Genomic DNA, 20629 nt, shown 5'->3' on the forward strand with positions numbered 1-20629 from the left:
GCGCCCCCGGCAGGAATCGAACCTGCGACCTAGGGATTAGAAGGCCCTTGCTCTATCCGACTGAGCTACGGAGGCAACGCGCCCACCGAGTGTATCCGCGTCGTGTCGCGACAACTGATTTATCGCCCGTGCGCTGCGCCGACGCCGGATTTCGGGCTCCGGGTCACGAGAAATGACGTTGTCGGGCGCGGGTATTCGTTAGCGTGCTCTGCCATGAGCATCGCGATCGACGCGGTCCCGGCATGCTGTGCCCGCGCGCTGCACACCGGCTCGCTGGTGCTGCGGGCGACTCCGGCCGTCGCGAACTGGGTGCTGGGCTGGCTGGCCGCCGAGTTCGCGCCGCACGTCCTCACCGGCCACGCCCTGTCGGCACTACCCCTCCCGCTGGAGAAGGCTGCGTGCGCCCTGGCCGGGCAGCAGGCCGACAAGGTGCTCGAGGGCGCGCTGCAGGAGACCTTCGGCAAGGACTACCTCTCCGAGGTGCACCATCCACTGCAGTCCTACACCGCCCGGACGCCCAGCCTGGCCGGACTCGCCCAGGCCATGCGCCACCGCCGCCGCTACGCCGCCACAACGACCAACATCCCCTACGGCCCCGGCGGCCGCAGCAACCTGCTCGACGTGTGGCGGCGTCCAGACCTGCCGCCGGACCAGCCCGCGCCGGTGCTCATCCAGGTCCCCGGCGGGGGTTGGTCGGTCAACGACAAACGCGGCCAGGCCTACCCCCTGATGACCCGGATGGTCGAACTGGGCTGGGTCTGCGTCTCGATCAACTACAGCCGCAGTCCCCGCAACGCCTGGCCGTCGCACATCGTCGACGTCAAACGGGCCATCGCCTGGGTGCGGGCCAACATCGCCGACTTCGGCGGTGACCCGGGCTTCATCGCGGTCACCGGCGGCTCGGCGGGCGGGCACTTGAGCTCGCTGGCGGCACTGACCGCCCACGACCCCACCCTGCAGCCCGGATTCGAGGACGCCGACACCAGCGTGCAGGCCGCCGCCCCGTTCTACGGCATCTACGACCTCACCGACCCGGGCTCTGTGCACAAGCTGCTGATTCCGCTGCTGGAGCGCCTGGTGATCCAGCGCCGTCTCGCCGAGAACCCCGAGATCTTCGCGGCGGCCTCGCCGGCGTTGCGCGCCCACCGGGACGCTCCGCCGTTCTTCATCCTGCACGGCGAGACCGATTCCATCATTCCAGCCTCGCAGGCCCGCGCCTTCGACGCCGCGCTTCGCGCCGCCGGCGCCGGCACGGTGGCCTACGCCGAAATCCCCAACGCCCAACACGGGTTCGACACCGTCGCCACCCTGCGCTGCCAACTCGCCGCCGAGGCGGTCGCGGCATTCCTCGGAGTCGTCTACGGCCGGCACCGGGCGACGGCCCGCATCCGGAGCATCGCGGCCGTCCGCTCCGCGGGCTGAGCAAACGAACCCGCCGCGGGCAGGGTCGGGCTAGCGTGATGTTGCAGGCCAGGCGCGATTGGCGCTGAGCGCACACGCGGTGAGGAGGTGACGATGAGCGGTCCCCCGGAGGAGTCCGACGCCGACGAGTTGGGCGCCTTCGACCTTCTGATGCATCGCGGGGAGGCCAACCCGCGCACCAGATCGGGAATCATGGCGCTGGAGATCCTCGACACCACCCCCGACTGGCGGCGGTTCCGAACCCTTTTCGAGAACGTCTCCCGCAGGGTCCTGCGACTGCGGCAGAAGGTCGTCAGGCCGACCCTGCCGACCGCCCCGGCGCGCTGGGTGGTCGACCCGGACTTCAACCTCGACTTCCACGTGCGGCGGGTGCGGGTGCCCCAACCCGGCACCCTGCGCGACGTCCTCGACCTCGCCGAGGTGATGCTGCAGTCGCCCCTCGACATCTCCCGGCCGCTGTGGACCGTCACCCTGGTGGAGGGACTCGAGGGCGACCGGGCCGCCGTCCTGCTGCACCTCAGCCACGCCGTCACCGACGGGGTGGGCGCCACCGCCATGTTCGCCGAAATCTACGACCTGGAACGCGACTCGCCCCCGCGGCCTGCGCCACCGCTGCCGGTCCCCGAGGACGTCACCGGCAACGACATCATGCGCGACGGCCTGACCCGCCTGCCCGGCGCGATCGTCGGCGGGCTGATCGGCGCGGTCACCGGTGGTGTCGGCCTGCTCGGCGAGGTGGCCGGCCACCCGGGTTCGGCGGTGTTCGGCGCCCTGGAGTACGCCCGGTCCGGGCGGCGGATGACCCGCCGGGCCGCCGAACCGTCGCCGCTGCTGCGGCGGCGCAGCCTGTCCACCCGGACCGAGGCCGTCGAGATGAATCTCGGTGACCTGCACCGGGCCGCCCGTGCCGCCGGGGGTTCGATCAACGACGCCTACCTGGCCGGGCTGTGCGGGGCGCTGCGGCGCTACCACGTCGAACTCGGCGTGCCGGTCAACTCGCTGCCGATGGCGGTGCCGGTCAACCTCCGGGCCGACGCCGATCCGGCCGGCGGCAACCGTTTCGCCGGGGTGAATCTGGCCGCGCCGATCGGTGTCGCCGACCCGGCGACGCGGATCCACAAGATCCGCAAGCAGATGATCTCCCGGCGCGAGGAGTCGGCGATCGACCTCATCGGCGCGGTCGCCCCGGTGCTGAGCCTGTTGCCCGACGCAGTGCTCGAAACGGTGAGCGGGTCGCTCATCGCCTCCGACGTCCAGGCCAGCAATGTTCCGATCTACCCCGGCGATACCTATATCGCCGGTGCAAAAGTGTTGCGGCAGTTCGGGATCGGCCCGTTGCCCGGCGTCGCCATGATGGTGGTCCTGATCTCGCGCGGGGGCTACGCGACCATCACCTCGCGCTACGACCGCGCTGCGATTGCCCATCCCGACCTGTGGGCGCAGTGCCTGCGGCAGGGTTTCGACGAGGTTCTCGCCCTGGCCGGCGACCCGCGGCCCCGCGTCGTGCCCGCGTCGTTTCCCGACGGCGACGAACACCACAAGTACGAGAACGGAACGGTGGCGTATTCATGAGCGAGGACATGCGGCTGCCCGGCTCGGTGGCCGAGGTGATGGCCGGCCCGGCCGGCCCCGGGGTGGGGGCTTTCTTCGACCTGGACGGCACCCTGGTGGCGGGGTTCACCGCGTTGATCATGACCCGGGAACGGCTCCGCAACCGCGAGATGGGCGTCGGCGAGCTGATCGCGATGGTCGCCGCCGGCCTCGACATGCAGTTCGGCAGAATCGAATTCGAGGGCCTGATCAACAAGGCCACCGAGGTGTTGCGCGGGCGCCCGCTGTCGGACCTGCAGCAGGTCGGCGAGCGACTCTTCGCCGAGAAGATCGAGAAACGGATCTATCCCGAGATGCGCGAACTGGTCAACGCGCACATGGAACGCGGCCACACCGTGGTGCTCAGTTCCTCGGCGCTGACCATCCAGGTCGAGCCGGTGGCCCGCTTCCTGGGCATCCCGTACACGCTGAGCAACCGCTTCGACGTCGACCCCGACGGTCTGCTCACCGGCAAGGTGCTCAAGCCGATCCTGTGGGGCCCCGGCAAGGCCAACGCGGTGCAGAAGTTCGCCGCCGAAAACGATGTCGACCTGACCCAGAGCTACTTCTACGCCGACGGCGACGAGGACGTCGCGCTGATGCATCTGGTCGGAAACCCGCGCCCCACCAACCCCGGCGAGAAGATGGCCGAGGTGGCCCGCAAGCGGGGCTGGCCGATCCTGCGGTTCAGCAGCCGCGGGCGCGGGGGGCTGGCCGGGCAGGTGCGCACCCTGCTGGGGGTCGGCTCCATCGTGCCCGCCGCCACCGGGGCCGTCGGGTGGGGATTGCTCACCCGGAGCCGTCGCCGGGGGGTGAATTTCTTCACCGCGGCCTTCCCGCAGATGTTGTTGACCCTCAACGGGGTACGGCTCAACGTGCTGGGCGAGGAGAACCTCACCAAGCAGCGCCCCGCGGTGTTCATCTTCAACCACCGCAACAACTTCGACCCGGTTATGGTCGCGTCGATGCTCAAGGAGAACTGGACCGGCGTCGGGAAGAAGGAACTCCAGAACGACCCGGTGATCGGCACTCTGGGCAAGCTCGTCGACACGGTGTTCATCGACCGCGAAGACCCCAAGAAGGCCGTCGAGTCGCTCAAGCAGGCCGAGGAGATGACCCGCAAGGGTCTGTCGGTGATGATCGCGCCGGAGGGGACCCGGCTGGACACCCGGACGGTGGGCCCGTTCAAGAAGGGCCCGTTCCGGCTCGCGATGGGCGCCGGGGTGCCGATCGTGCCGATCGTGATCCGCAACGCGGAGAAGATCTCGGCCCGCGACTCGTCCACCCTGCATCCCGGCACCGTCGACGTCGTCGTCTATCCGCCGCTGTCGCTGGAGAGCTGGACGCTGGACAACCTCAACGACAAGATCGCCGAGGTGCGCCAGCTCTACCTCGACACCCTGGCGGACTGGCCGGTCGACTCGGTGCCCGACCACGAGCTCTACCGGCGGCCGGCCAAGAAGGCGCCCGCGAAGAAGGCCGCCAAGAAAGCGCCCGCGAAGAAGGCGCCCGCGAAGACAGCCGTGGCGAAGAAGACTCCCGGCAAGGCGAATCCGGGCACCGCAGTTAGGGGACGCCGATGAACGCGGCCGACTACTTCACCGACTTCAGCACCACCGACGACGCGCTGGTGCTCGCCTCGGTGTCCTCCAAGGCCGAGTCCGGGCTGCTGAGCGACTGGCTGGCCGCGCAGCGGCGCGCGCATCCCGACACCAGGGTGGAGGTGATGCGGCTGCCGCACGGCGATCCGTCGCCGCAACTGGTGGACGAACTCGCCGCAAAGCTCAACGCCACCGACGACCGCACCGTCGTGCCGGTGCGGGTCTTCTGGGTGCCCGGCGGCCTGCCCACCCGCGTCAAACTCGCCGGCCTGATCTCGGGCCGGGATACCTACCGGCCGCCGGAGATGCTGCAGCGCGCCATCCTCAAGAAGGATCCCTCCCGCGCCCGGATCGTCGCGGGGGAGCCGGCCAAGGTATCCGAACTGCGCAGTCAATGGCAGGAGAAGGTCGTCGGCGACAGCCAACAGGACTTCGCCCGCTTCGTCCTGCGCCGGGCCACCCTCGCGATCGAGCGCATCGAATTGCGCCTGCTCGGGCCGGAATACAAGTCGCCGCGGCTGCTCACCGACGAGTTGATGACGTCCTCGAGTTTCATAGCGGGTCTGGCCGACATTCCGGGCGCCACCCCGGAGCAGGCCGAGGTGATGGTCAACGAGCTCGCCACCGGGTGGAGCAGGTTCTCGGTGGACCTGATCCCCAACCTCGGCCGCGCCATCTTCAGTCGCGGCTTCGACCCGCGCATCGACTACGACCACGACCAGATAGAGGCCATGCGACGCGCGCTGGAGGATCACCCGGCCGTCCTGCTGTGGTCGCACCGGTCCTACCTCGACGGCGTGATCGTTCCGGTTGCCCTGCAGGAGAACAAGCTTCCGCCGGCGCACACCTTCGCGGGCATCAATCTGTCGTTCGGATTCATGGGACCGCTGATGCGCCGGTCGGGTGTGATCTTCCTGCGCCGCAAGCTCGACGATCCGCTGTACAAATACGTCCTGCGGCAGTTCGTCGGCTACATCGTGCAGAAGCGGTTCAACCTGAGCTGGTCGATCGAGGGAACCCGGTCGCGCACCGGAAAGATGTTGCCCCCCAAGCTCGGTCTGCTGTCCTACGTCGCCGACGCCTACCTGGACGGCCGCAGCGAGGACATCCTGCTGCAGCCGACGTCGATCAGCTTCGACCAACTGCACGAGACCACCGAGTACGCCGCCTACGCCAAGGGCGGGGAGAAGGTGCCCGAGGGCGCGGAGTGGCTGTTCAACTTCATCAAGGCGCAGGGGGAGCGCAACTACGGAAAGATCTACGTCCGCTTCCCCGAGGCGGTGTCGATGCGGCAGTACCTCGGCGACCCGGGCGGCCCGATCGCCGGGGACCAGGCCGCCAAGCGCCTCGCCATGCAGAAGATGGCCTTCGAGGTGGCCTGGCGGATCCTGCGGGCCACCCCGATCAACGCCAGCGGCCTGGTCTCGGCGGTCCTGCTCGCCACCACCGGCGGCCGGGCGCTGACCCTGTCCCAGTTGCACCACACGCTGCAGGACTCGCTGGACTACCTGCAGCGCAAGAACACCCCGATGACCAACAGCGCGTTGCGGTTACGGTCGCCGGAGGGGGTTCGCGCGGCCCTGGACGCGTTGTCCAACGGCAACCCGGTGACCCGGGTCGACGGCGGCCACGAACCGGTGTGGCGGATCGAGTCGCAGCATCGGCACGAGGCCGCGTTCTACCGGAATTCGCTGATCCACGCCTTCCTGGAGACCTCGATCGTCGAACTCGCACTCGTGCATGCCGGCCGGGCCCCCGAAGGCGAGCGGATCGACGCGTTCTGGGCGCAGGCGATGCGACTGCGGGCGCTGCTGAAGTTCGACTTCTACTTCGCCGACTCGGCCACCTTCCGCCACAACATCGCCGAGGAACTGACCTGGAACCGCGACTGGGAGGCGCAACTCGCCGCCGGACCGAAGGCCGTCGACGACCTGCTGCGGGCCAAGCATCCGCTGATGGCCAACGCCATGCTGCGGCCGTTCCTCGAGGCCTACGAGATCGTGGCCGACGTGTTGTGCGGCGCCCCCGCCATGATCACCGATAAGGACCTCAACACCCAGGCACTGGGCGTCGGGGCGCAGTACGCGGCGATGGGCCGCGTGGACGGCGAGTCGGTGTCGGCCCTGCTGTTCGCCACCGCCCGCCAGGTCGCCGCCGACCAGAAACTCCTTGAGCCCGCGGATGATCTGAGCGGGCGCCGACAGGCCTTCCTGGACGAGCTCCGACTCATCGTCGAGGACCTGGAACACATCCATCAGCTGGTCAGGGAGCAGTTCTACGACCGGGAGGCGCTGCGCTCGCCGTGACGCGGTCCACGGCGTCACCGACCGGGGGCGGTAGCCTCAAACGCGTGACTTCGACCGTTGCGCGTCGCAGTCCCCGGCCGGTGCTCGTCGCCGTCGCAATTCTCGCCGGTGCCACCGCGGCATGCCTCGCGGGCCTGTCACTGGCCGACGCGCTGACCGCCACCGGACTGCCCGATCCGGGTCCGCTGACGACGCTGGGCCTGCCGTTCGTGCGGGCGGTCGGCGAGATCGCCGCCGCGGCGGCGGTCGGCGGGTTCCTCTACGCGGCGTTCTTCGTGCCGCCGCAGGAAAGCGGTGTTCTCGACGTGGCCGGCTACCGGGCGCTGCGGATGGCGGCGGCGGCCTCGGCGGTGTGGGCCTGCTGCGCGACGGCCCTGGTGCCGCTGACGGTCTCGGACGTCTCCGGCAAGCCGGTGCTGCAGCACCTGAATCCAGTCGAGGTCTGGGGGGTGGCCGGACTGATCGACACCGCCTCGGCCTGGCGGTGGACGGCGGTCATGGCGTTCGTCCTGGCCGTCGCCGCCCGGTCGGCGCTGCGGTGGTCCTGGACTCCGGCGCTGTTCGGCCTGTCGGTGCTGACCCTGGTTCCGCTGGCTCTGACCGGCCACTCGGCGGCCGGCGGCTCGCACGACCTGGCCACCAACAGCCTGCTGATCCATCTGGTCGCCGGCGCGCTGTGGGCGGGCGGCCTGCTGGCGGTGCTGGCCGGCGCGTCCGGCGGCGGCGGGCACACCGACCTGGCGGCGCGGCGGTTCTCGGCGGTCGCGTTCTGGTGCTTCGTCGCGATGACGCTGTCGGGTGTCGTCAACATCCTGGTTCGGGTGCGGCCCTCGGAGTTGTTCGCCACCACCTACGGCTGGCTCATCGCCGGCAAGGTGCTGGCACTGGTGATCCTGGGGGCCTTCGGCTGGCGGCAGCGTCGCGGCGCGGTCGCCGCGCTGCGGTCCGACCCCGACGCCCGTGGGCCGCTGATCAGACTCGCGACGGCCGAGGCGCTGGTGTTCGGGGCCACGTTCGGCATCGCCGTCGGGCTGGGCCGGACTCCGCCGCCGTCGCCCGCTCCGCGTGATCCCTCGGCCGCCGAGGCGGCGCTGGGCTACGACTTCGCCGGGCCGCCGACGGTGGCGCGGATCCTGCTGGACTGGCGCTTCGATCTGCTGTTCGGCACCGCCGCAATAGTTTTGGCCGCGGTGTACGTCGCCGGCGTGGTGCGGTTGCGGCGCCGCGGCGACGAGTGGCCGGCGGGCCGTACCGCCGCGTGGTTGCTGGGCTGCGCGGTGCTGCTGTTCGCCACCTCGTCCGGGCTCGGCCGGTACATGCCGGCCATGTTCAGCGTGCACATGGCCGCGCACATGCTGCTGTCCATGCTGGTGCCCATCCTGCTGGTGCTGGGAGCGCCCACCACGCTGGCGCTGCGCGCCCTGCCCGCCGCCGGCAAGGGCAACCCGCCCGGCCCGCGGGAGTGGCTGCTGGCCGGCCTGCACAGCCGCTGGTCGCGGTTCTTCACCCATCCGGTGGTGGCCACCGTGATGTTCGTCGCCGGGTTCTACGGGCTGTACTTCGGCGGCATCTTCGACGCCGCGGTCAGCCACCACGCCGCTCACGTGCTGATGAACCTGCACTTCCTGATGAGCGGATACCTGTTCTACTGGGTCGTCATCGGCATCGACCCGACCCCTCGGTCGGTCCCGCAACTGGCCAAGATCGGGATGGTGTTCGCCTCGATACCGCTGCACGCGTTCTTCGGGGTGGTGCTGATGGGCATGCCCAAACTGCTGGGGGAGCGGTTCTACCGCTCGCTTCAATTGCCCTGGCACACAGACCTTCTCGGGGACCAGAGTCTCGGTGGTTCGATCGCCTGGGCGGCCGGCGAGGTGCCACTGGTCGTGGTGATGATGGCGCTGCTGATCCAATGGCAGCGCAAGGACCGGCGCACGTCCACCCGGCTGGACCGGGCGGCCGAGCATGACCACGACGCGGAACTGGCCGCCTACAACGCGATGCTGGCCGAACTGGCCCGCCGCGACGGCGCCGGCCGCTGAAATATCCACAGACCCTGATTCGTCCACAGCCACACCGCTCCCGGCTCTCCCGGACGGTGATGTGTCGGTGCCGTAGCGCCTACTGGGGCAAGCGAATTACCGCACCGATGAAAGGAATGCCAATGTTCGAGACCCCGATGACAGCCGTGGGCCGCATCATCACCGATCTGCGCCGCCGCGTGGTGGGCGACCAGGAGGTGATCAGCTTCCGGATGGCCTGCAACTCCCGCCGGCGCACTGCCGAGGGCGCCTGGGAGCCGGGCAACACCCTCTACATCACCGTCAACTGCTGGGGCAGGCTCGTCACCGGTGTCGGGGCGGGCCTCTACAAGGGCGCGCCGGTGATCGCCACGGGCACCGTGCACACCAGTGAGTACGACGACAAGGACGGCATCAAGCGGTCCTCGCTGGAGATGCGGGCCAACGCCGTCGGCCCGGATCTGTCCAAGGTCATCATCCGGATCGAGCAGCCCCCGCAGCAGCAGCACTCCGGGTCGGCCGAGCCCGAGGAGGATCCGGCGGACGAAGCGTCCCGGGACGATGCGATGGAGGACGCCGAAGGCCTGGTGCTGTCGGCCTGAGGCGGGCCGGGCGGTCGCGCCGGTCGGCCCGGCGCGGCCGCCACCTAGGATGGGCGCGTGGCGGAATTCATCTACACCATGCGCAAGGTCCGCAAGGCCCACGGCGACAAGGTCATCCTCGACGACGTGACGCTGGCCTTCCTGCCGGGGGCCAAGATCGGCGTCGTCGGCCCCAACGGCGCCGGCAAGTCCAGCGTGCTGCGCATCATGGCCGGACTCGACCAGCCCAACAACGGCGACGCCTTCCTGGCCCCCGGCGCCACGGTCGGCATCCTGATGCAGGAGCCGTCGCTGAACGAGGAGAAGACCGTCCGGGGCAACGTCGAGGAGGGCCTCGGCGACATCAAGGTAAAACTCGACCGGTTCAACGAGGTCGCCGAACTGATGGCAACCGACTACTCCGACGAACTGATGGAGGAGATGGGCCGGCTGCAGGAGGAACTCGACCACGCCGACGCCTGGGACCTGGACTCCCAGCTCGAGCAGGCCATGGACGCGCTGCGCTGCCCGCCGCCCGACGAGCCGGTGACCCACCTCTCCGGCGGTGAGCGCCGCCGGGTGGCGCTGTGCAAGCTGCTGCTGAGCAAGCCCGACCTGCTGCTGCTCGACGAACCGACCAACCACCTCGACGCCGAGAGCGTGCAGTGGCTCGAACAGCATCTCGCCGACTACAAGGGGGCGATCCTCGCGGTCACCCACGACCGCTACTTCCTCGACAACGTCGCCGAGTGGATCCTGGAACTCGACCGCGGCCGCGCCTACCCCTACGAGGGCAACTACTCCACCTACCTGGAGAAGAAGGCCGACCGTCTGGAGGTGGCCGGCAAGAAGGACCAGAAACTGCAGAAGCGTCTCAAGGAGGAGCTGGCCTGGGTGCGCTCCGGCGCCAAGGCCCGGCAAGCCAAGAACAAGGCCCGCCTGCAGCGCTACGAGGAGATGGCGGCCGAGGCCGAGAAGACCCGCAAGCTCGACTTCGAGGAGATCCAGATCCCGGTCGGCCCCCGGCTGGGCAGCATCGTCGTCGAGGTCGACCATCTCGACAAGGGCTACGACGGGCGGATCCTCATCAAGGACCTCTCGTTCACCCTGCCGCGCAACGGGATCGTCGGGGTGATCGGGCCCAACGGCGTCGGCAAGACCACGCTGTTCAAGACCATCGTCGGCCTGGAGAAACCCGACAGCGGAACCGTGCGCATCGGCGACACCGTCAAGCTCAGCTACGTCGATCAGTCCCGCGCCGGCATCGACCCCAAGAAGACGGTCTGGGAGGTGGTCTCCGACAAGCTCGACTACATCGAGGTCGGCCAGACCGAGATCCCCTCGCGCGCCTACGTATCGGCCTTCGGGTTCAAAGGCCCCGACCAGCAGAAGCCGGCCGGCGTGCTGTCCGGCGGCGAACGCAACCGACTCAACCTGGCGCTGACCCTCAAACAGGGCGGCAACCTGCTGCTGCTCGACGAGCCCACCAACGACCTCGACGTGGAGACCCTGGGCTCGCTGGAGAACGCGCTGGAGAAGTTCCCCGGCTGCGCGGTGGTGATCTCGCACGACCGCTGGTTCCTGGACCGCACCTGCACCCACATCCTGGCCTGGGAGGGCGACTCCAGCAACGAGGCGAAGTGGTACTGGTTCGAGGGCAACTTCGGGGCCTACGAGGAGAACAAGATCGAGCGTCTGGGGGCCGAGGCGGCGCGTCCGCACAGAGTCACCCACCGCAGGCTAACCCGCGACTAATGTCTGAGCTGTGACGGCCGGCCCGGACACCTCCCCGCTGGCGCAGGCCTACGCAGCGACCTATCGCGGCCCCGACTCGGCGGTGGTCCCGGCCGCGCTGATCGACGCCCAGCAGCGGCTGGCGGCGCGCCGCCGGGCGGGGGAGACGCTGGTCGAGGTCTTCGGCGCCGAGCACGGGTTCGGCCCCGCGCTGCAGATCGTCACCGACCAGGCCGACATGCTGATGGACTCGGTCACCGTGCTGCTGCACCGGCTCGGGGTGGGCTACCTCGCCCTCATGCACCCGGCGGTGTGGGTGCGCCGCGATGCCGACGGAACTCTGCTCGAGGTTTCGCCGGAACGGCGGGACGGCGCCGTCGAGGAGTCATGGATCCACATCGGGCTCTCCGATCCGGTCAATCAGCGCGCGCTGGCCGAGGCGGTGCGGCTGCTGCCGATGGTGGTCGCCGACGCCCGCCAGGTGGCCCGGGACTCCGCGGAACTGTCCGGTGCGCTGCTCCGCCTGGCCCACGACATCGCCGCCGACGACGGCACCCGCTTTCCCGGTGCCAACCGGATGGACGTGTCCTATCTGCTGCGTTGGCTGGACGTGCATTTCGTCCTGCTCGGCGCGCTGCGCTGCACGGTGCGCGACGGCACGGCCATCGCCGACGAGTCCACCCGGCTGGGCGTGGCGCGACTGCGCGGCGAGGTGCTGCCCGAACTGAGCGCCCCCGGCGAGATGGTGGCGCTGGCCCAGGCCACCATGCCCAGCTTCCTGCGCTACGGCGCCTACCCCTACATCGTGGTGGTGCGCGAGCAGCGCCCCACCGGCGTGGAGGCTGTCGAGCACCGGTTCGTCGGGCTGTTCACCGTCGCGGCGATGAACGCCAACGTGCTCGACATTCCCCTGATCTCCCGCCGGGTGCAGGAAGCACTGGCGATGTCCGGCGACGACCCGCGCCACCCGGGCCAGCTGATCCTCGACGTCATCCAGACCGTGCCGCGTTCGGAGCTGTTCACCCTGACCGCCGAGCAGCTTCTGGACATGGCCGGCGCCGTCGTCGATCTGGGGTCGCGGCGGCGGGCGCTGCTGTTCCTGCGCACCGACCGGCTCGGGCACTTCGTCTCCTGCCTGGTCTACCTGCCGCGCGACCGGTACACCACCGCGGTCCGGTTGGCCATGCAGGACATCCTGATGCGCGAGTTCGGCGGCGCCAGCATCGACTACGCCGCCAGGGTCAGTGAATCACCCTGGGCGGTGGTGCATTTCACCGTTCTGCTGCCGGAAGCCCCGGCCGGGCGGTCAATCGACACCTCCGATGCCAATCGCTTCCGCATCCAGGACCTGCTGACCGCGGCGACCCGCACATGGAGTGACCGGCTGCTGGGATCGGCGCGCGACGGCGCCATCGGCGGCGAGGTCGCCGAGCACTACGCCGAGGCCCTGCCCGAAGACTACAAACAGGTGGTCAAACCGCACGAGGCGATCACCGACATCGGGATCATCGAGAGCCTGCAACCCGATTCGGTGCGGCTGCAGCTGGAACCCGGCGACGAGATGACGTCCGCCGGGGAGGCCTACCTCACCTGGTACCTCGGCGGCTCCTCGGCGTCGCTGAGTCGGCTGCTGCCCATGCTGCAGTGCATGGGTGTCGAGGTCCTCGAGGAGCGGCCGTTCACGGTGACCCGCCGCGACGGCCTGACGGTGTGGATCTACCAGTTCAAGATCCGCCCGAACGCGTCGATGCCGCAGATCGGCGGCCCCCAGGAGTGGGATGCCACCGCGGCGCGGTTCACCGACGCGCTCACCGCGATCTGGCAGGGCAGCGCCGAGGTTGACCGGTTCAACGAACTGGTGCTGCGGGCGGGGTTGACCTGGCAGCAGGTGATGGTGCTGCGGGCGTACGCGAAGTACCTGCGGCAGGCCGGATTCCCCTACAGCCAGGCCCACATCGAATCGGTGCTGGGCGAGAACACCTCGACGGCCCGATCGCTGGTGGCGCTCTTCGAAGCGCTATTTGAACCAGACTCGGCCGCCAAGGGCCTGGACGCCAAAGCCGCTGCCCGGGCCGTCGCCACCGACATCGACGCGCTGACCAGTCTGGACACCGACCGGGTGCTGCGGGCGTTCGCCTCGATGATCCAGGCCACCCTGCGCACCAACTTCTACGTCACCTCCCCGGGCTCCGCACGGGCCCGAGAGGTGTTGTCGGTCAAGGTCAATCCCGAACTGATCACCGAACTGCCGCTGCCCAGGCCGAAATTCGAGATTTTCGTCTACTCGCCGCGGGTGGAGGGCGTGCACCTGCGGTTCGGCCCGGTGGCCCGCGGCGGCCTGCGCTGGTCGGACCGGCGCGAGGACTTCCGCACCGAGATCCTCGGACTGGTCAAGGCGCAGGCGGTCAAGAACGCCGTCATCGTGCCGGTCGGGGCCAAGGGCGGCTTCGTGGTCAAACGGCCGCCGTCGTCGACCGGTGACCCAGCGGCCGACCGGGAGGCCTTCCGCGACGAGGGGGTGGCCTGCTACCGGCTGTTCGTCGCCGGTCTGCTCGACGTGACCGACAACGTCGACCGGGCCACCGGACGGGTCGTCGCGCCGGAACGGGTGGTGCGCCGCGACGGCGACGACGCCTACCTGGTGGTCGCCGCCGACAAGGGCACCGCCACCTTCTCCGACATCGCCAACGACGTGGCGAATTCCTACGGCTTCTGGCTCGGCGACGCCTTCGCCTCGGGTGGGTCGGTGGGCTACGACCACAAGGCCATGGGCATCACCGCCAAGGGGGCGTGGGAGTCGGTCAAGCGGCACTTCCGCGAGATGGGAATCGACACCCAGACAGAGGATTTCACCGTCGTCGGCATCGGCGACATGAGCGGTGACGTGTTCGGCAACGGCATGCTGCTCTCCGAGCACATCCGGCTGGTCGCGGCCTTCGACCACCGGCATGTCTTCATCGACCCCGACCCCGACGCGGCCCGGTCCTTCGTCGAGCGGCGCCGGCTTTTCGATCTTCCGCGCTCCAGTTGGGAGGACTACGACACCGCCCTGATCAGCGCCGGCGGAGGCGTCTTCAGCAGGCAGCAGAAGGCCATTCCGGTCAGCGCGCAGATGCACCGGGCGCTGGGCATCGACGAGTCCGTCACCGAGATGACCCCGCCGGAGGTGATCCGCGCAGTCCTGCGCGCGCCGGTCGACCTGCTCTTCAACGGCGGCATCGGAACCTACGTCAAGTGCGAGTCGGAGTCGGATGCCGACGTCGGCGACCGCGCCAACGACACCGTCCGGGTCGACGCGAACCAGTTGCGCGCCAAGGTGATCGGCGAGGGCGGCAACCTCGGGGTCACCTCGCTGGGGCGGGTTGAGTTCGACCTGTCCGGCGGCCGGATCAACACCGACGCGTTGGACAACTCGGCCGGGGTGGACTGCTCCGACCACGAGGTCAACATCAAGATCCTGGTGGACGCCCTGGTGAGCGCCGGCCGGCTGGAACCCGACCGGCGCACCGAGTTGCTGGCCTCGATGACCGACGAGGTGGGCCGGTTGGTGCTCACCGACAACCGCGACCAGAACGATCTGATGGGAACCAGCCGGGCCAACGCCGCGTCGCTGCTCAACGTGCACGAGCGCCAGATCTGGCAGTTGGAGGAGAGTCGCGGCCTCAACCGGGAACTCGAAGCGCTGCCCTCGGGCAAGGAACTCCGCCGCCGCGAGGAGATCGGTTCCGGGCTGACCTCCCCGGAATTGGCGACGCTGATGGCCCATGTCAAGCTGGCGCTGAAGGAGCAGGTGCTGGCCAGCGACCTGCCCGACCAGGAGGCCTTCGCCGCGAGGCTGCCCGGCTACTTTCCGGCGCCGCTGCGGGAGGCGTTCGGCGCCGAGATCCGCACCCATCAACTGCGCCGCGAGATCGTCGCCACGATGCTGGTCAACAACGTCGTCGACACCGGCGGCATCAGCTACGCCTACCGGGTCACCGAGGACGCCGGGGTGGACTCCGTCGACGCGGTGCGGGCGTTCGTCGCCACCAACGCCGTTTTCGGTGTCGAGCGGACCTGGCGGGCGATCCGGGCCGCCGGCGACGCCGGGGTGCCGGTGGCGACCACCGACCGGATGACCCTGGACCTGCGCAGGCTGCTCGACCGCGCGGCGCGCTGGCTGCTGAACTACCGCCCCCAGCCGCTGGCCGTCGGCGCCGAGATCAACCGGTTCGCCGCCAAGGTGGCCGCGCTGGCCCCCGGTATGCCGGGTTGGCTGCGCGGCGACGATCAGGCCATCGTGGCCAAGGAGTCCGGGGAGTTCACCGCCGCCGGCGTCCCGTCCGACCTCGCCTACACGGTGGCCTCCGGGCTCTACCGGTACAGCCTGCTGGACGTCATCGACATCGCCGACATCGTCGACCGGGATCCCGCGGAGGTGGCCGACACCTACTTCGCCCTGATGGACTACCTCGGCACCGACGGACTGCTGACCGCGGTGTCGGGCCTGCCGCGTGACGATCGCTGGCATGCGTTGGCGCGGTTGGCCATCCGCGACGACATCTACGGTTCACTGCGCGGCTTGTGTTTCGACGTGCTGGCGGTCGGCGAGCCGGGGGAGACCGGCGAGGAGAAGATCGCCGAGTGGGAGCAGAGCAACGGTTCGAGGGTCAGCCGGGCGCGGCGCACCCTGACCGAGATCTATGCGACCGAGGCCCGGGATCTGGCGACGCTGTCGGTGGCGGCCCGCCAGATCCGCAGCATGACCAGGACGAGCGGAGCCGGAACGAGTGCCTGAGGCGAACGGCTTCACCACCGGCGTGCGGGTGCGCTGGTCGGACATCGACATGTACCAGCACATCAATCACGCCACCATGGTGACGATCCTCGAAGAGGCCCGGGTGGACTTCCTGCGCGAGCCGTTCGCCGAGGACGTCCAGACCATCGGACTGCTGATCCACGAGGTGCAGGTGCTCTACAAAGGCCAACTGCGCCTTGCCGATTCGCCCCTGCAGGTCACCATGTGGACCAAGCGGCTGCGGGCGGTGGACTTCACCATCGGCTATGAGGTGCGCTCGGTGGGGGCTGCTCCCGACTCCCGGCCGGCGGTGATCGCCGAGACACAACTGGCGGCCGTGCACATCAAGGAACAACGGTTGGTCCGGCTGTCACCGGGACACCGCGAGTACCTGCAACGCTGGCTGCGGTGAGCCTGCAGATCCCCGACCCTGGTCAACGCAACGATCTGGGTGTCTTCGCCCACCGGGCCCTCGCACTGGACCCGGCCGCGGTGGTGCGGTTGCGCGTCCGGGCCGACGGGCTGCTGGCCGCCTGGGTGCTCACCGGATTCGACGTGCTGGCCGTGCGGGTGGTGGCCGGCACGTTGAGTCCGTCGGATCTGACCTGTGGCGCGGATGCGTTGCTCCGCGGCCTGGGCGATGCGGATCAGACCGGGCACGTCGGCACCGGGTATCCGATGGATTCGGCGTGGCGCGGCGGCCTTCCTCCCGAGACCGGGTTCGTCCATCTCGACGATGTGCCTACGGCGGCATTGGGAGAGTTGGCCCGTAGCGGTGCCGAACTGGCCCGCGAGCACGGCGGCCCGCAAGGCCCGCCGGTCTCGCTGCTGGACCAGGAGGTGCTGCGGGTCAGCGGCCACGCCGGATCCGCCGGCGTGCCGATGCGCTGTGTGATGGCGCTGGCCGCACTGGGTTTCATGACCGACGGCACAACGGAGGTGGTTCGGGTGCGGATGATGCCGGCTTGGCTGCGCATCGACGCCCGGTTCGGGTCGGTGTTCCGGCGCCGCGGGGACCCGGTTCTGGTGATCGGCTGATACTCGCGGGCTTGGGGCAGCCAGGCCGCGCAATCCGGATCGGCGAGACCATCACCCGGCGACCGCCCGCGGCACCCTCAGAAAGGCGCGTTGACCATCGAGTCGGCCGCCATCTCCAGGTAGGCCAGCAGTTCGCGGCGGTGCTCGTCGTCCAATGTCTGCGAGTCGATCGAGGCGACCGCGGTGTGCATGCATCGCAGCCACGCGTCGCGCTCCAGGTAGCCGATCCGGTAGGGGGCGTGCCGCATCCGCAACCGGGGGTGCCCGCGCTGCTGGGAGTAGGTGTGCGGCCCGCCCCAGTACTGCTCCAGGAACATCCGCAACCGGTCCTCGGCGCCGGTCAGATCCTCCTCGGGATACAGCGGCCGCAGCACCTCGTCCTCGCTGACGAGCCGGTAGAACCGCTCCACGATCGCGTGGAAGGTCTCGGCGCCGCCGACCGCGTCGTAGAACGTCGGGGGTGTTGGGTCAGCCACGACACCATTGAACACCAGATGAATACACGTGCGATCGGCGCCGATCCATGGTGCACTGGTCTGCGGAGGACGTATGGCGCAGCGCAAACGGAGCATGCCGGCTCGGACTGCTGCGCGTCCTGTCCTGCACAGCGTCGAGACCCCGCCGGAAAATTCGATCTGGGGACGACGCCGGGTGCTGCTGCTGAACTCGACCTACGAACCGCTGACCGCGCTGCCCATCCGGCGGGCGGTCGTCCTGCTGCTGTGCGGCAAGGCCGACGTGGTGCACGACGATCCCGGCGGCCCGATCATCCACTCCGCCACCAAGACGATCACCGTCCCGTCGGTGATCCGGTTGCGCACGTTCGTGCGGGTGCCCTACCGGGCCCGGATCCCGATGACCCGCGCCGCGCTGATGCATCGGGACCGGTTCCGGTGCGCCTACTGCGGTGCTAAGGCCGACACCGTCGACCACGTGGTGCCGCGCAGTCGAGGCGGGGAGCACACCTGGGAGAACTGCGTGGCGGCCTGCTCGTCGTGCAACCACCGAAAGGCCGACAAACTGCTGGCCGAGCTGGGCTGGAAGCTGCGTCTGGTGCCGGCGACGCCCAAGGGCCAGCACTGGCGGCTGCTGTGCACGGTCAAGGAACTCGACCCGGCCTGGGCCCGATACCTGGGTGAGGGTGCGGCCTGATCGCTGCGATACGGTTCTCGGCGTGAGTAACGCACTTCTGTACGGGTTGCCGGTCCTCATCGTCATCGCGCTGATCGTGCTGGTCTACCGGCGCTCGGCGACGCAACGGCCCGTCTACCGGCTGCCGCAGCCGTGGACGCACGAGCCGATCCTGTGGGCCGCCGTCGACGAGCCGGTCCCCGGGCATCACAGTGGTCAGGACAGTGAGCTGACGGTCGGAGGAGGCGCAAGTGGCCGCTGGTAGCCATCACCTCGCACGGGTTTCGGCAGAAACGCTGCCGGCCGGCTGGGCGGCGACGTCCAGCGGCCGGCTGTCCATCGCCACCGAACCGGACCGGCTTCCCGGGCAGTACCCGTTCCACTCGCTGGACCTGCTCACCCTCGACGACGCGCTGACTCAGGCCAGCCGGCAGTCCAAGGCCCGCTTCGCCGTCTATCTCGGCGACCTGGGCGCCGACACCCCGGCCCGCGCCCGGGAGATACTCACCCGGGTCGCCACGCCCAACAACGCTGTGCTGCTTGCCGTTTCACCCGATCAGCACGCGATCGAGGTGGCCTACGGCGCGGAGTTGCGGGGCCGCGGCATCGAGTCCGCCGCGCCCCTGGGGGTGGCGGCGGCGGCGTCGGCCTTCCGCGAGGGCAACCTGATCGACGGGTTGGTCAGCGCGGTGCGGGTGATGTCGGCCGCGATCTCGCGGCCGAACGCCTGACGTCTATCGCGCGTCGAACGCCCGGGCCTTCAGCGCCCGTTCCACCCCGGCGCGGCCCTCGACCACCAGTCGGCGCAGCGGCGGCGGCACGTGCAGACCGCCCAGGAACCAGTCGGCGGCCGCCAGGCCCTCGGCGCTGATGTCCCAGGACGGGTAGAGGCCCACCACGACGGTCTGGGCCACCTCGCTGGAGCGACGGTCCCACACCTGGCCGACGGTCTCGAAGTACTGCTTGGTGTAGGGCGCAAGCACGGCCGCCTGCCCCGGTTGGACGAATCCGCCGATGATCGCCCGCGCGGTGATGTTCGGCAGGGTGTCGTCTTCGATCACCTCCCGCCACGCCGCGTGTTTGACGTCGGCCCGCGGGCGGGCCGCCGCCGCCGCGGCCGCGTGGCGCCTACCGGCCGCGGTCGGGTCGCGGGTGAGTTCGGCGTCGATGAAGGGGGTGGCCAGGCCCTGCGAATCGACACCGGCGTCGATCCGCCCGCCGGCGGCCAGCGCGGTCACGATGCGCCAGCGCAGGTCGGTGTCGACCACCAAACCGGGCAGCCCGGACTCCGCGGGGTCGCCGTCGAGCAGGTCGGCCAGCAGCGTCAGGTGCGGCGTCGAGAGGACCGAGGAGCACAGGGCGTTGACGAAGGCCAACTGGTGATCCGAACCCGGCTGCGCACCGCGGGCCAGTTCCGCCAGTCGGTCGGCGAAGCCCGGCCAGCCCTCGGCCGCCGCCCACCCCGGCTCGGCGTAATTGTTCAGCGCCGTCTGGGCTTGCAGGAGCAGGCGCTGGGCCACCCCCACCTCGCTCTCGGCGTGCACGCCGCCGGACACCAGCGCCACGAAGTCCCGGGCCCGCAGTTCGGCGTCGCGGGTCATCTCCCAGGCCGCCGACCAGACCAGCGTGCGGGGCAGCGGTTCGGCGATGTCGGCGATCCGATCCAGCGCGACCCGCAACGAATCCGGGTCCAGGCGCATCGAGCAGTAGGTCAGGTCGTCGTCGTTGACCAGGATCAGCGCCCCGCGCGAAACACCCTGCAGCGCAGGGACTTCGGTGGTCTCACCGGTGACGTCGAGTTCCTCCCGGTGCGTCCGGACCAGCTTGCCGGTGCCGTCGTCGGCGTAGATCCCGACCGCCAACCGGTGGACCCGGGTCTCCCCGGCGCCCGGGGCCGCCCCGGTCTGGCGGATGGCGAACCGGCGGAACCGGCCGTCGCCGTCGACCTCGAACTCCGGGCGCAGGGTGTTCAGTCCGGTGGTCCTCAGCCACTGCCGGCCCCAGTCGGACAGGTCGCGCCCGGAGGCCTTCTCCAGTGCGCCCAGCAGATCGTCGAAGGTGGCGTTGTCGAAGGCGTGCGCGGCGAAGTAGTCGCGCAGGCCGGCCAGGAAGTGCTCCAGTCCCACGTAGGCGACCAGTTGCTTGAGCACGCTGGCGCCCTTGGCGTAGGTGATGCCGTCGAAGTTGACCTCGACGGCGTGCAGGTCCGGGATGTCGGCGGCCACCGGGTGGGTGGACGGCAACTGGTCCTGCCGGTAGGCCCAGGACTTCTCCACGTTGGCGAAGGTGGTCCACGCTTCGGTGTATTCGGTTGCCTCGGCCTGGCAGAGCACCGAGGCGAAGGTGGCGAAGGACTCGTTGAGCCACAGGTCGTCCCACCACCGCATGGTCACCAGGTCGCCGAACCACATGTGCGCCATCTCGTGCA

Annotated in this window: 14 protein-coding genes, 1 tRNA gene and 2 pseudogenes; 14 read left to right on the top strand and 3 right to left on the bottom strand. The window is 69.7% G+C overall.

Translation table 11 applies throughout. The features are described from left to right. Position 1: 1 nt before the first annotated feature. A tRNA-Arg gene (locus ADBZ5U_RS05675) sits at positions 2 to 75 on the bottom strand. Between the two features lie 138 nt (positions 76 to 213). On the opposite strand from ADBZ5U_RS05675, the gene ADBZ5U_RS05680 reads away from it, so the two are divergent. The 11 genes and pseudogenes from ADBZ5U_RS05680 to ADBZ5U_RS05730 all read left to right on the top strand — a co-directional run bounded on the left by ADBZ5U_RS05680 (position 214) and on the right by ADBZ5U_RS05730 (position 17070). Beyond that, complete coding sequence (locus tag ADBZ5U_RS05680; RefSeq protein WP_526263268.1) at positions 214 to 1422, top strand: alpha/beta hydrolase; 1209 nt, start codon at positions 214 to 216, stop codon at positions 1420 to 1422. A gap of 93 nt (positions 1423 to 1515) precedes the next feature. Continuing rightward, positions 1516 to 2994: a wax ester/triacylglycerol synthase family O-acyltransferase gene (locus ADBZ5U_RS05685; protein WP_526263270.1), complete on the top strand. Its 1479-nt coding sequence runs from the start codon at positions 1516 to 1518 to the stop codon at positions 2992 to 2994. 38 nt (positions 2995 to 3032) lie between these two features. Beyond that, positions 3033 to 4247, top strand: a pseudogene (locus ADBZ5U_RS05690) (HAD-IB family hydrolase/lysophospholipid acyltransferase family protein); the annotation flags it as partial. Positions 4248 to 4412: 165 nt separating this feature from the next. Beyond that, positions 4413 to 4559, top strand: a pseudogene (locus ADBZ5U_RS05695) (hypothetical protein); the annotation flags it as partial. 32 nt (positions 4560 to 4591) lie between these two features. Continuing rightward, positions 4592 to 6919, top strand: a complete 2328-nt coding sequence (locus ADBZ5U_RS05700) for a glycerol-3-phosphate 1-O-acyltransferase (RefSeq protein WP_526263272.1) — start codon at positions 4592 to 4594, stop codon at positions 6917 to 6919. 44 nt (positions 6920 to 6963) lie between these two features. Continuing rightward, complete coding sequence (locus ADBZ5U_RS05705; RefSeq protein WP_526263274.1) at positions 6964 to 8961, top strand: bifunctional copper resistance protein CopD/cytochrome c oxidase assembly protein; 1998 nt, start codon at positions 6964 to 6966, stop codon at positions 8959 to 8961. 122 nt (positions 8962 to 9083) lie between these two features. Continuing rightward, positions 9084 to 9542, top strand: a complete 459-nt coding sequence (locus ADBZ5U_RS05710) for a single-stranded DNA-binding protein (protein WP_526263276.1) — start codon at positions 9084 to 9086, stop codon at positions 9540 to 9542. Between the two features lie 57 nt (positions 9543 to 9599). Next, on the top strand, positions 9600 to 11276 hold the full coding sequence (gene ettA / locus ADBZ5U_RS05715) for an energy-dependent translational throttle protein EttA (protein WP_526263278.1): 1677 nt from the start codon (positions 9600 to 9602) through the stop codon (positions 11274 to 11276). A gap of 10 nt (positions 11277 to 11286) precedes the next feature. Beyond that, the gene (locus ADBZ5U_RS05720; protein ID WP_526263280.1) at positions 11287 to 16032 is read left to right on the top strand and encodes an NAD-glutamate dehydrogenase; all 4746 of its coding nucleotides are present in this window, start codon (positions 11287 to 11289) and stop codon (positions 16030 to 16032) included. Further along, positions 16025 to 16444 carry an acyl-CoA thioesterase gene (locus ADBZ5U_RS05725; RefSeq protein WP_526263282.1) on the top strand — a complete coding sequence of 140 codons (420 nt, stop codon included), beginning with the start codon at positions 16025 to 16027 and terminating at the stop codon, positions 16442 to 16444. The genes ADBZ5U_RS05720 and ADBZ5U_RS05725 overlap by 8 nt, the downstream gene beginning before the upstream one ends. After that, complete coding sequence (locus ADBZ5U_RS05730; protein ID WP_526263284.1) at positions 16441 to 17070, top strand: DUF8010 domain-containing protein; 630 nt, start codon at positions 16441 to 16443, stop codon at positions 17068 to 17070. Before ADBZ5U_RS05725 ends, ADBZ5U_RS05730 begins: the two co-directional genes overlap by 4 nt. Before the next feature lie 77 nt (positions 17071 to 17147). Here ADBZ5U_RS05730 and ADBZ5U_RS05735 read toward each other — a convergent pair whose 3' ends face one another. Continuing rightward, on the bottom strand, positions 17148 to 17546 hold the full coding sequence (locus ADBZ5U_RS05735; protein WP_526263286.1) for a globin: 399 nt from the start codon (positions 17544 to 17546) through the stop codon (positions 17148 to 17150). A gap of 73 nt (positions 17547 to 17619) precedes the next feature. Here ADBZ5U_RS05735 and ADBZ5U_RS05740 point away from each other — a divergent pair, with 73 nt between their 5' ends. From ADBZ5U_RS05740 to ADBZ5U_RS05750, 3 genes are read left to right on the top strand one after another with little or no spacing between them, the layout of a single operon-like run. After that, the gene (locus ADBZ5U_RS05740) at positions 17620 to 18222 is read left to right on the top strand and encodes an HNH endonuclease signature motif containing protein (RefSeq protein ID WP_526263288.1); all 603 of its coding nucleotides are present in this window, start codon (positions 17620 to 17622) and stop codon (positions 18220 to 18222) included. A 22-nt stretch (positions 18223 to 18244) separates the two neighbouring features. Then, positions 18245 to 18466 carry an aa3-type cytochrome oxidase subunit CtaJ gene (gene ctaJ / locus ADBZ5U_RS05745; protein ID WP_526263290.1) on the top strand — a complete coding sequence of 74 codons (222 nt, stop codon included), beginning with the start codon at positions 18245 to 18247 and terminating at the stop codon, positions 18464 to 18466. Beyond that, positions 18453 to 18932 carry a DUF5130 family protein gene (locus ADBZ5U_RS05750; protein ID WP_526263292.1) on the top strand — a complete coding sequence of 160 codons (480 nt, stop codon included), beginning with the start codon at positions 18453 to 18455 and terminating at the stop codon, positions 18930 to 18932. The genes ctaJ and ADBZ5U_RS05750 overlap by 14 nt, the downstream gene beginning before the upstream one ends. Positions 18933 to 18935: 3 nt before the next feature. On the opposite strand, the gene ADBZ5U_RS05755 is transcribed toward ADBZ5U_RS05750, so the two are convergent. Next, a partial coding sequence (locus ADBZ5U_RS05755) for an ERAP1-like C-terminal domain-containing protein (RefSeq protein WP_526263294.1) occupies positions 18936 to 20629 on the bottom strand: 1694 nt, incomplete at its 5' end.

Origin of the sequence: Mycobacterium sp., assembly GCF_040398885.1 — a bacterium.
GTDB lineage: Bacteria > Actinomycetota > Actinomycetes > Mycobacteriales > Mycobacteriaceae > Mycobacterium.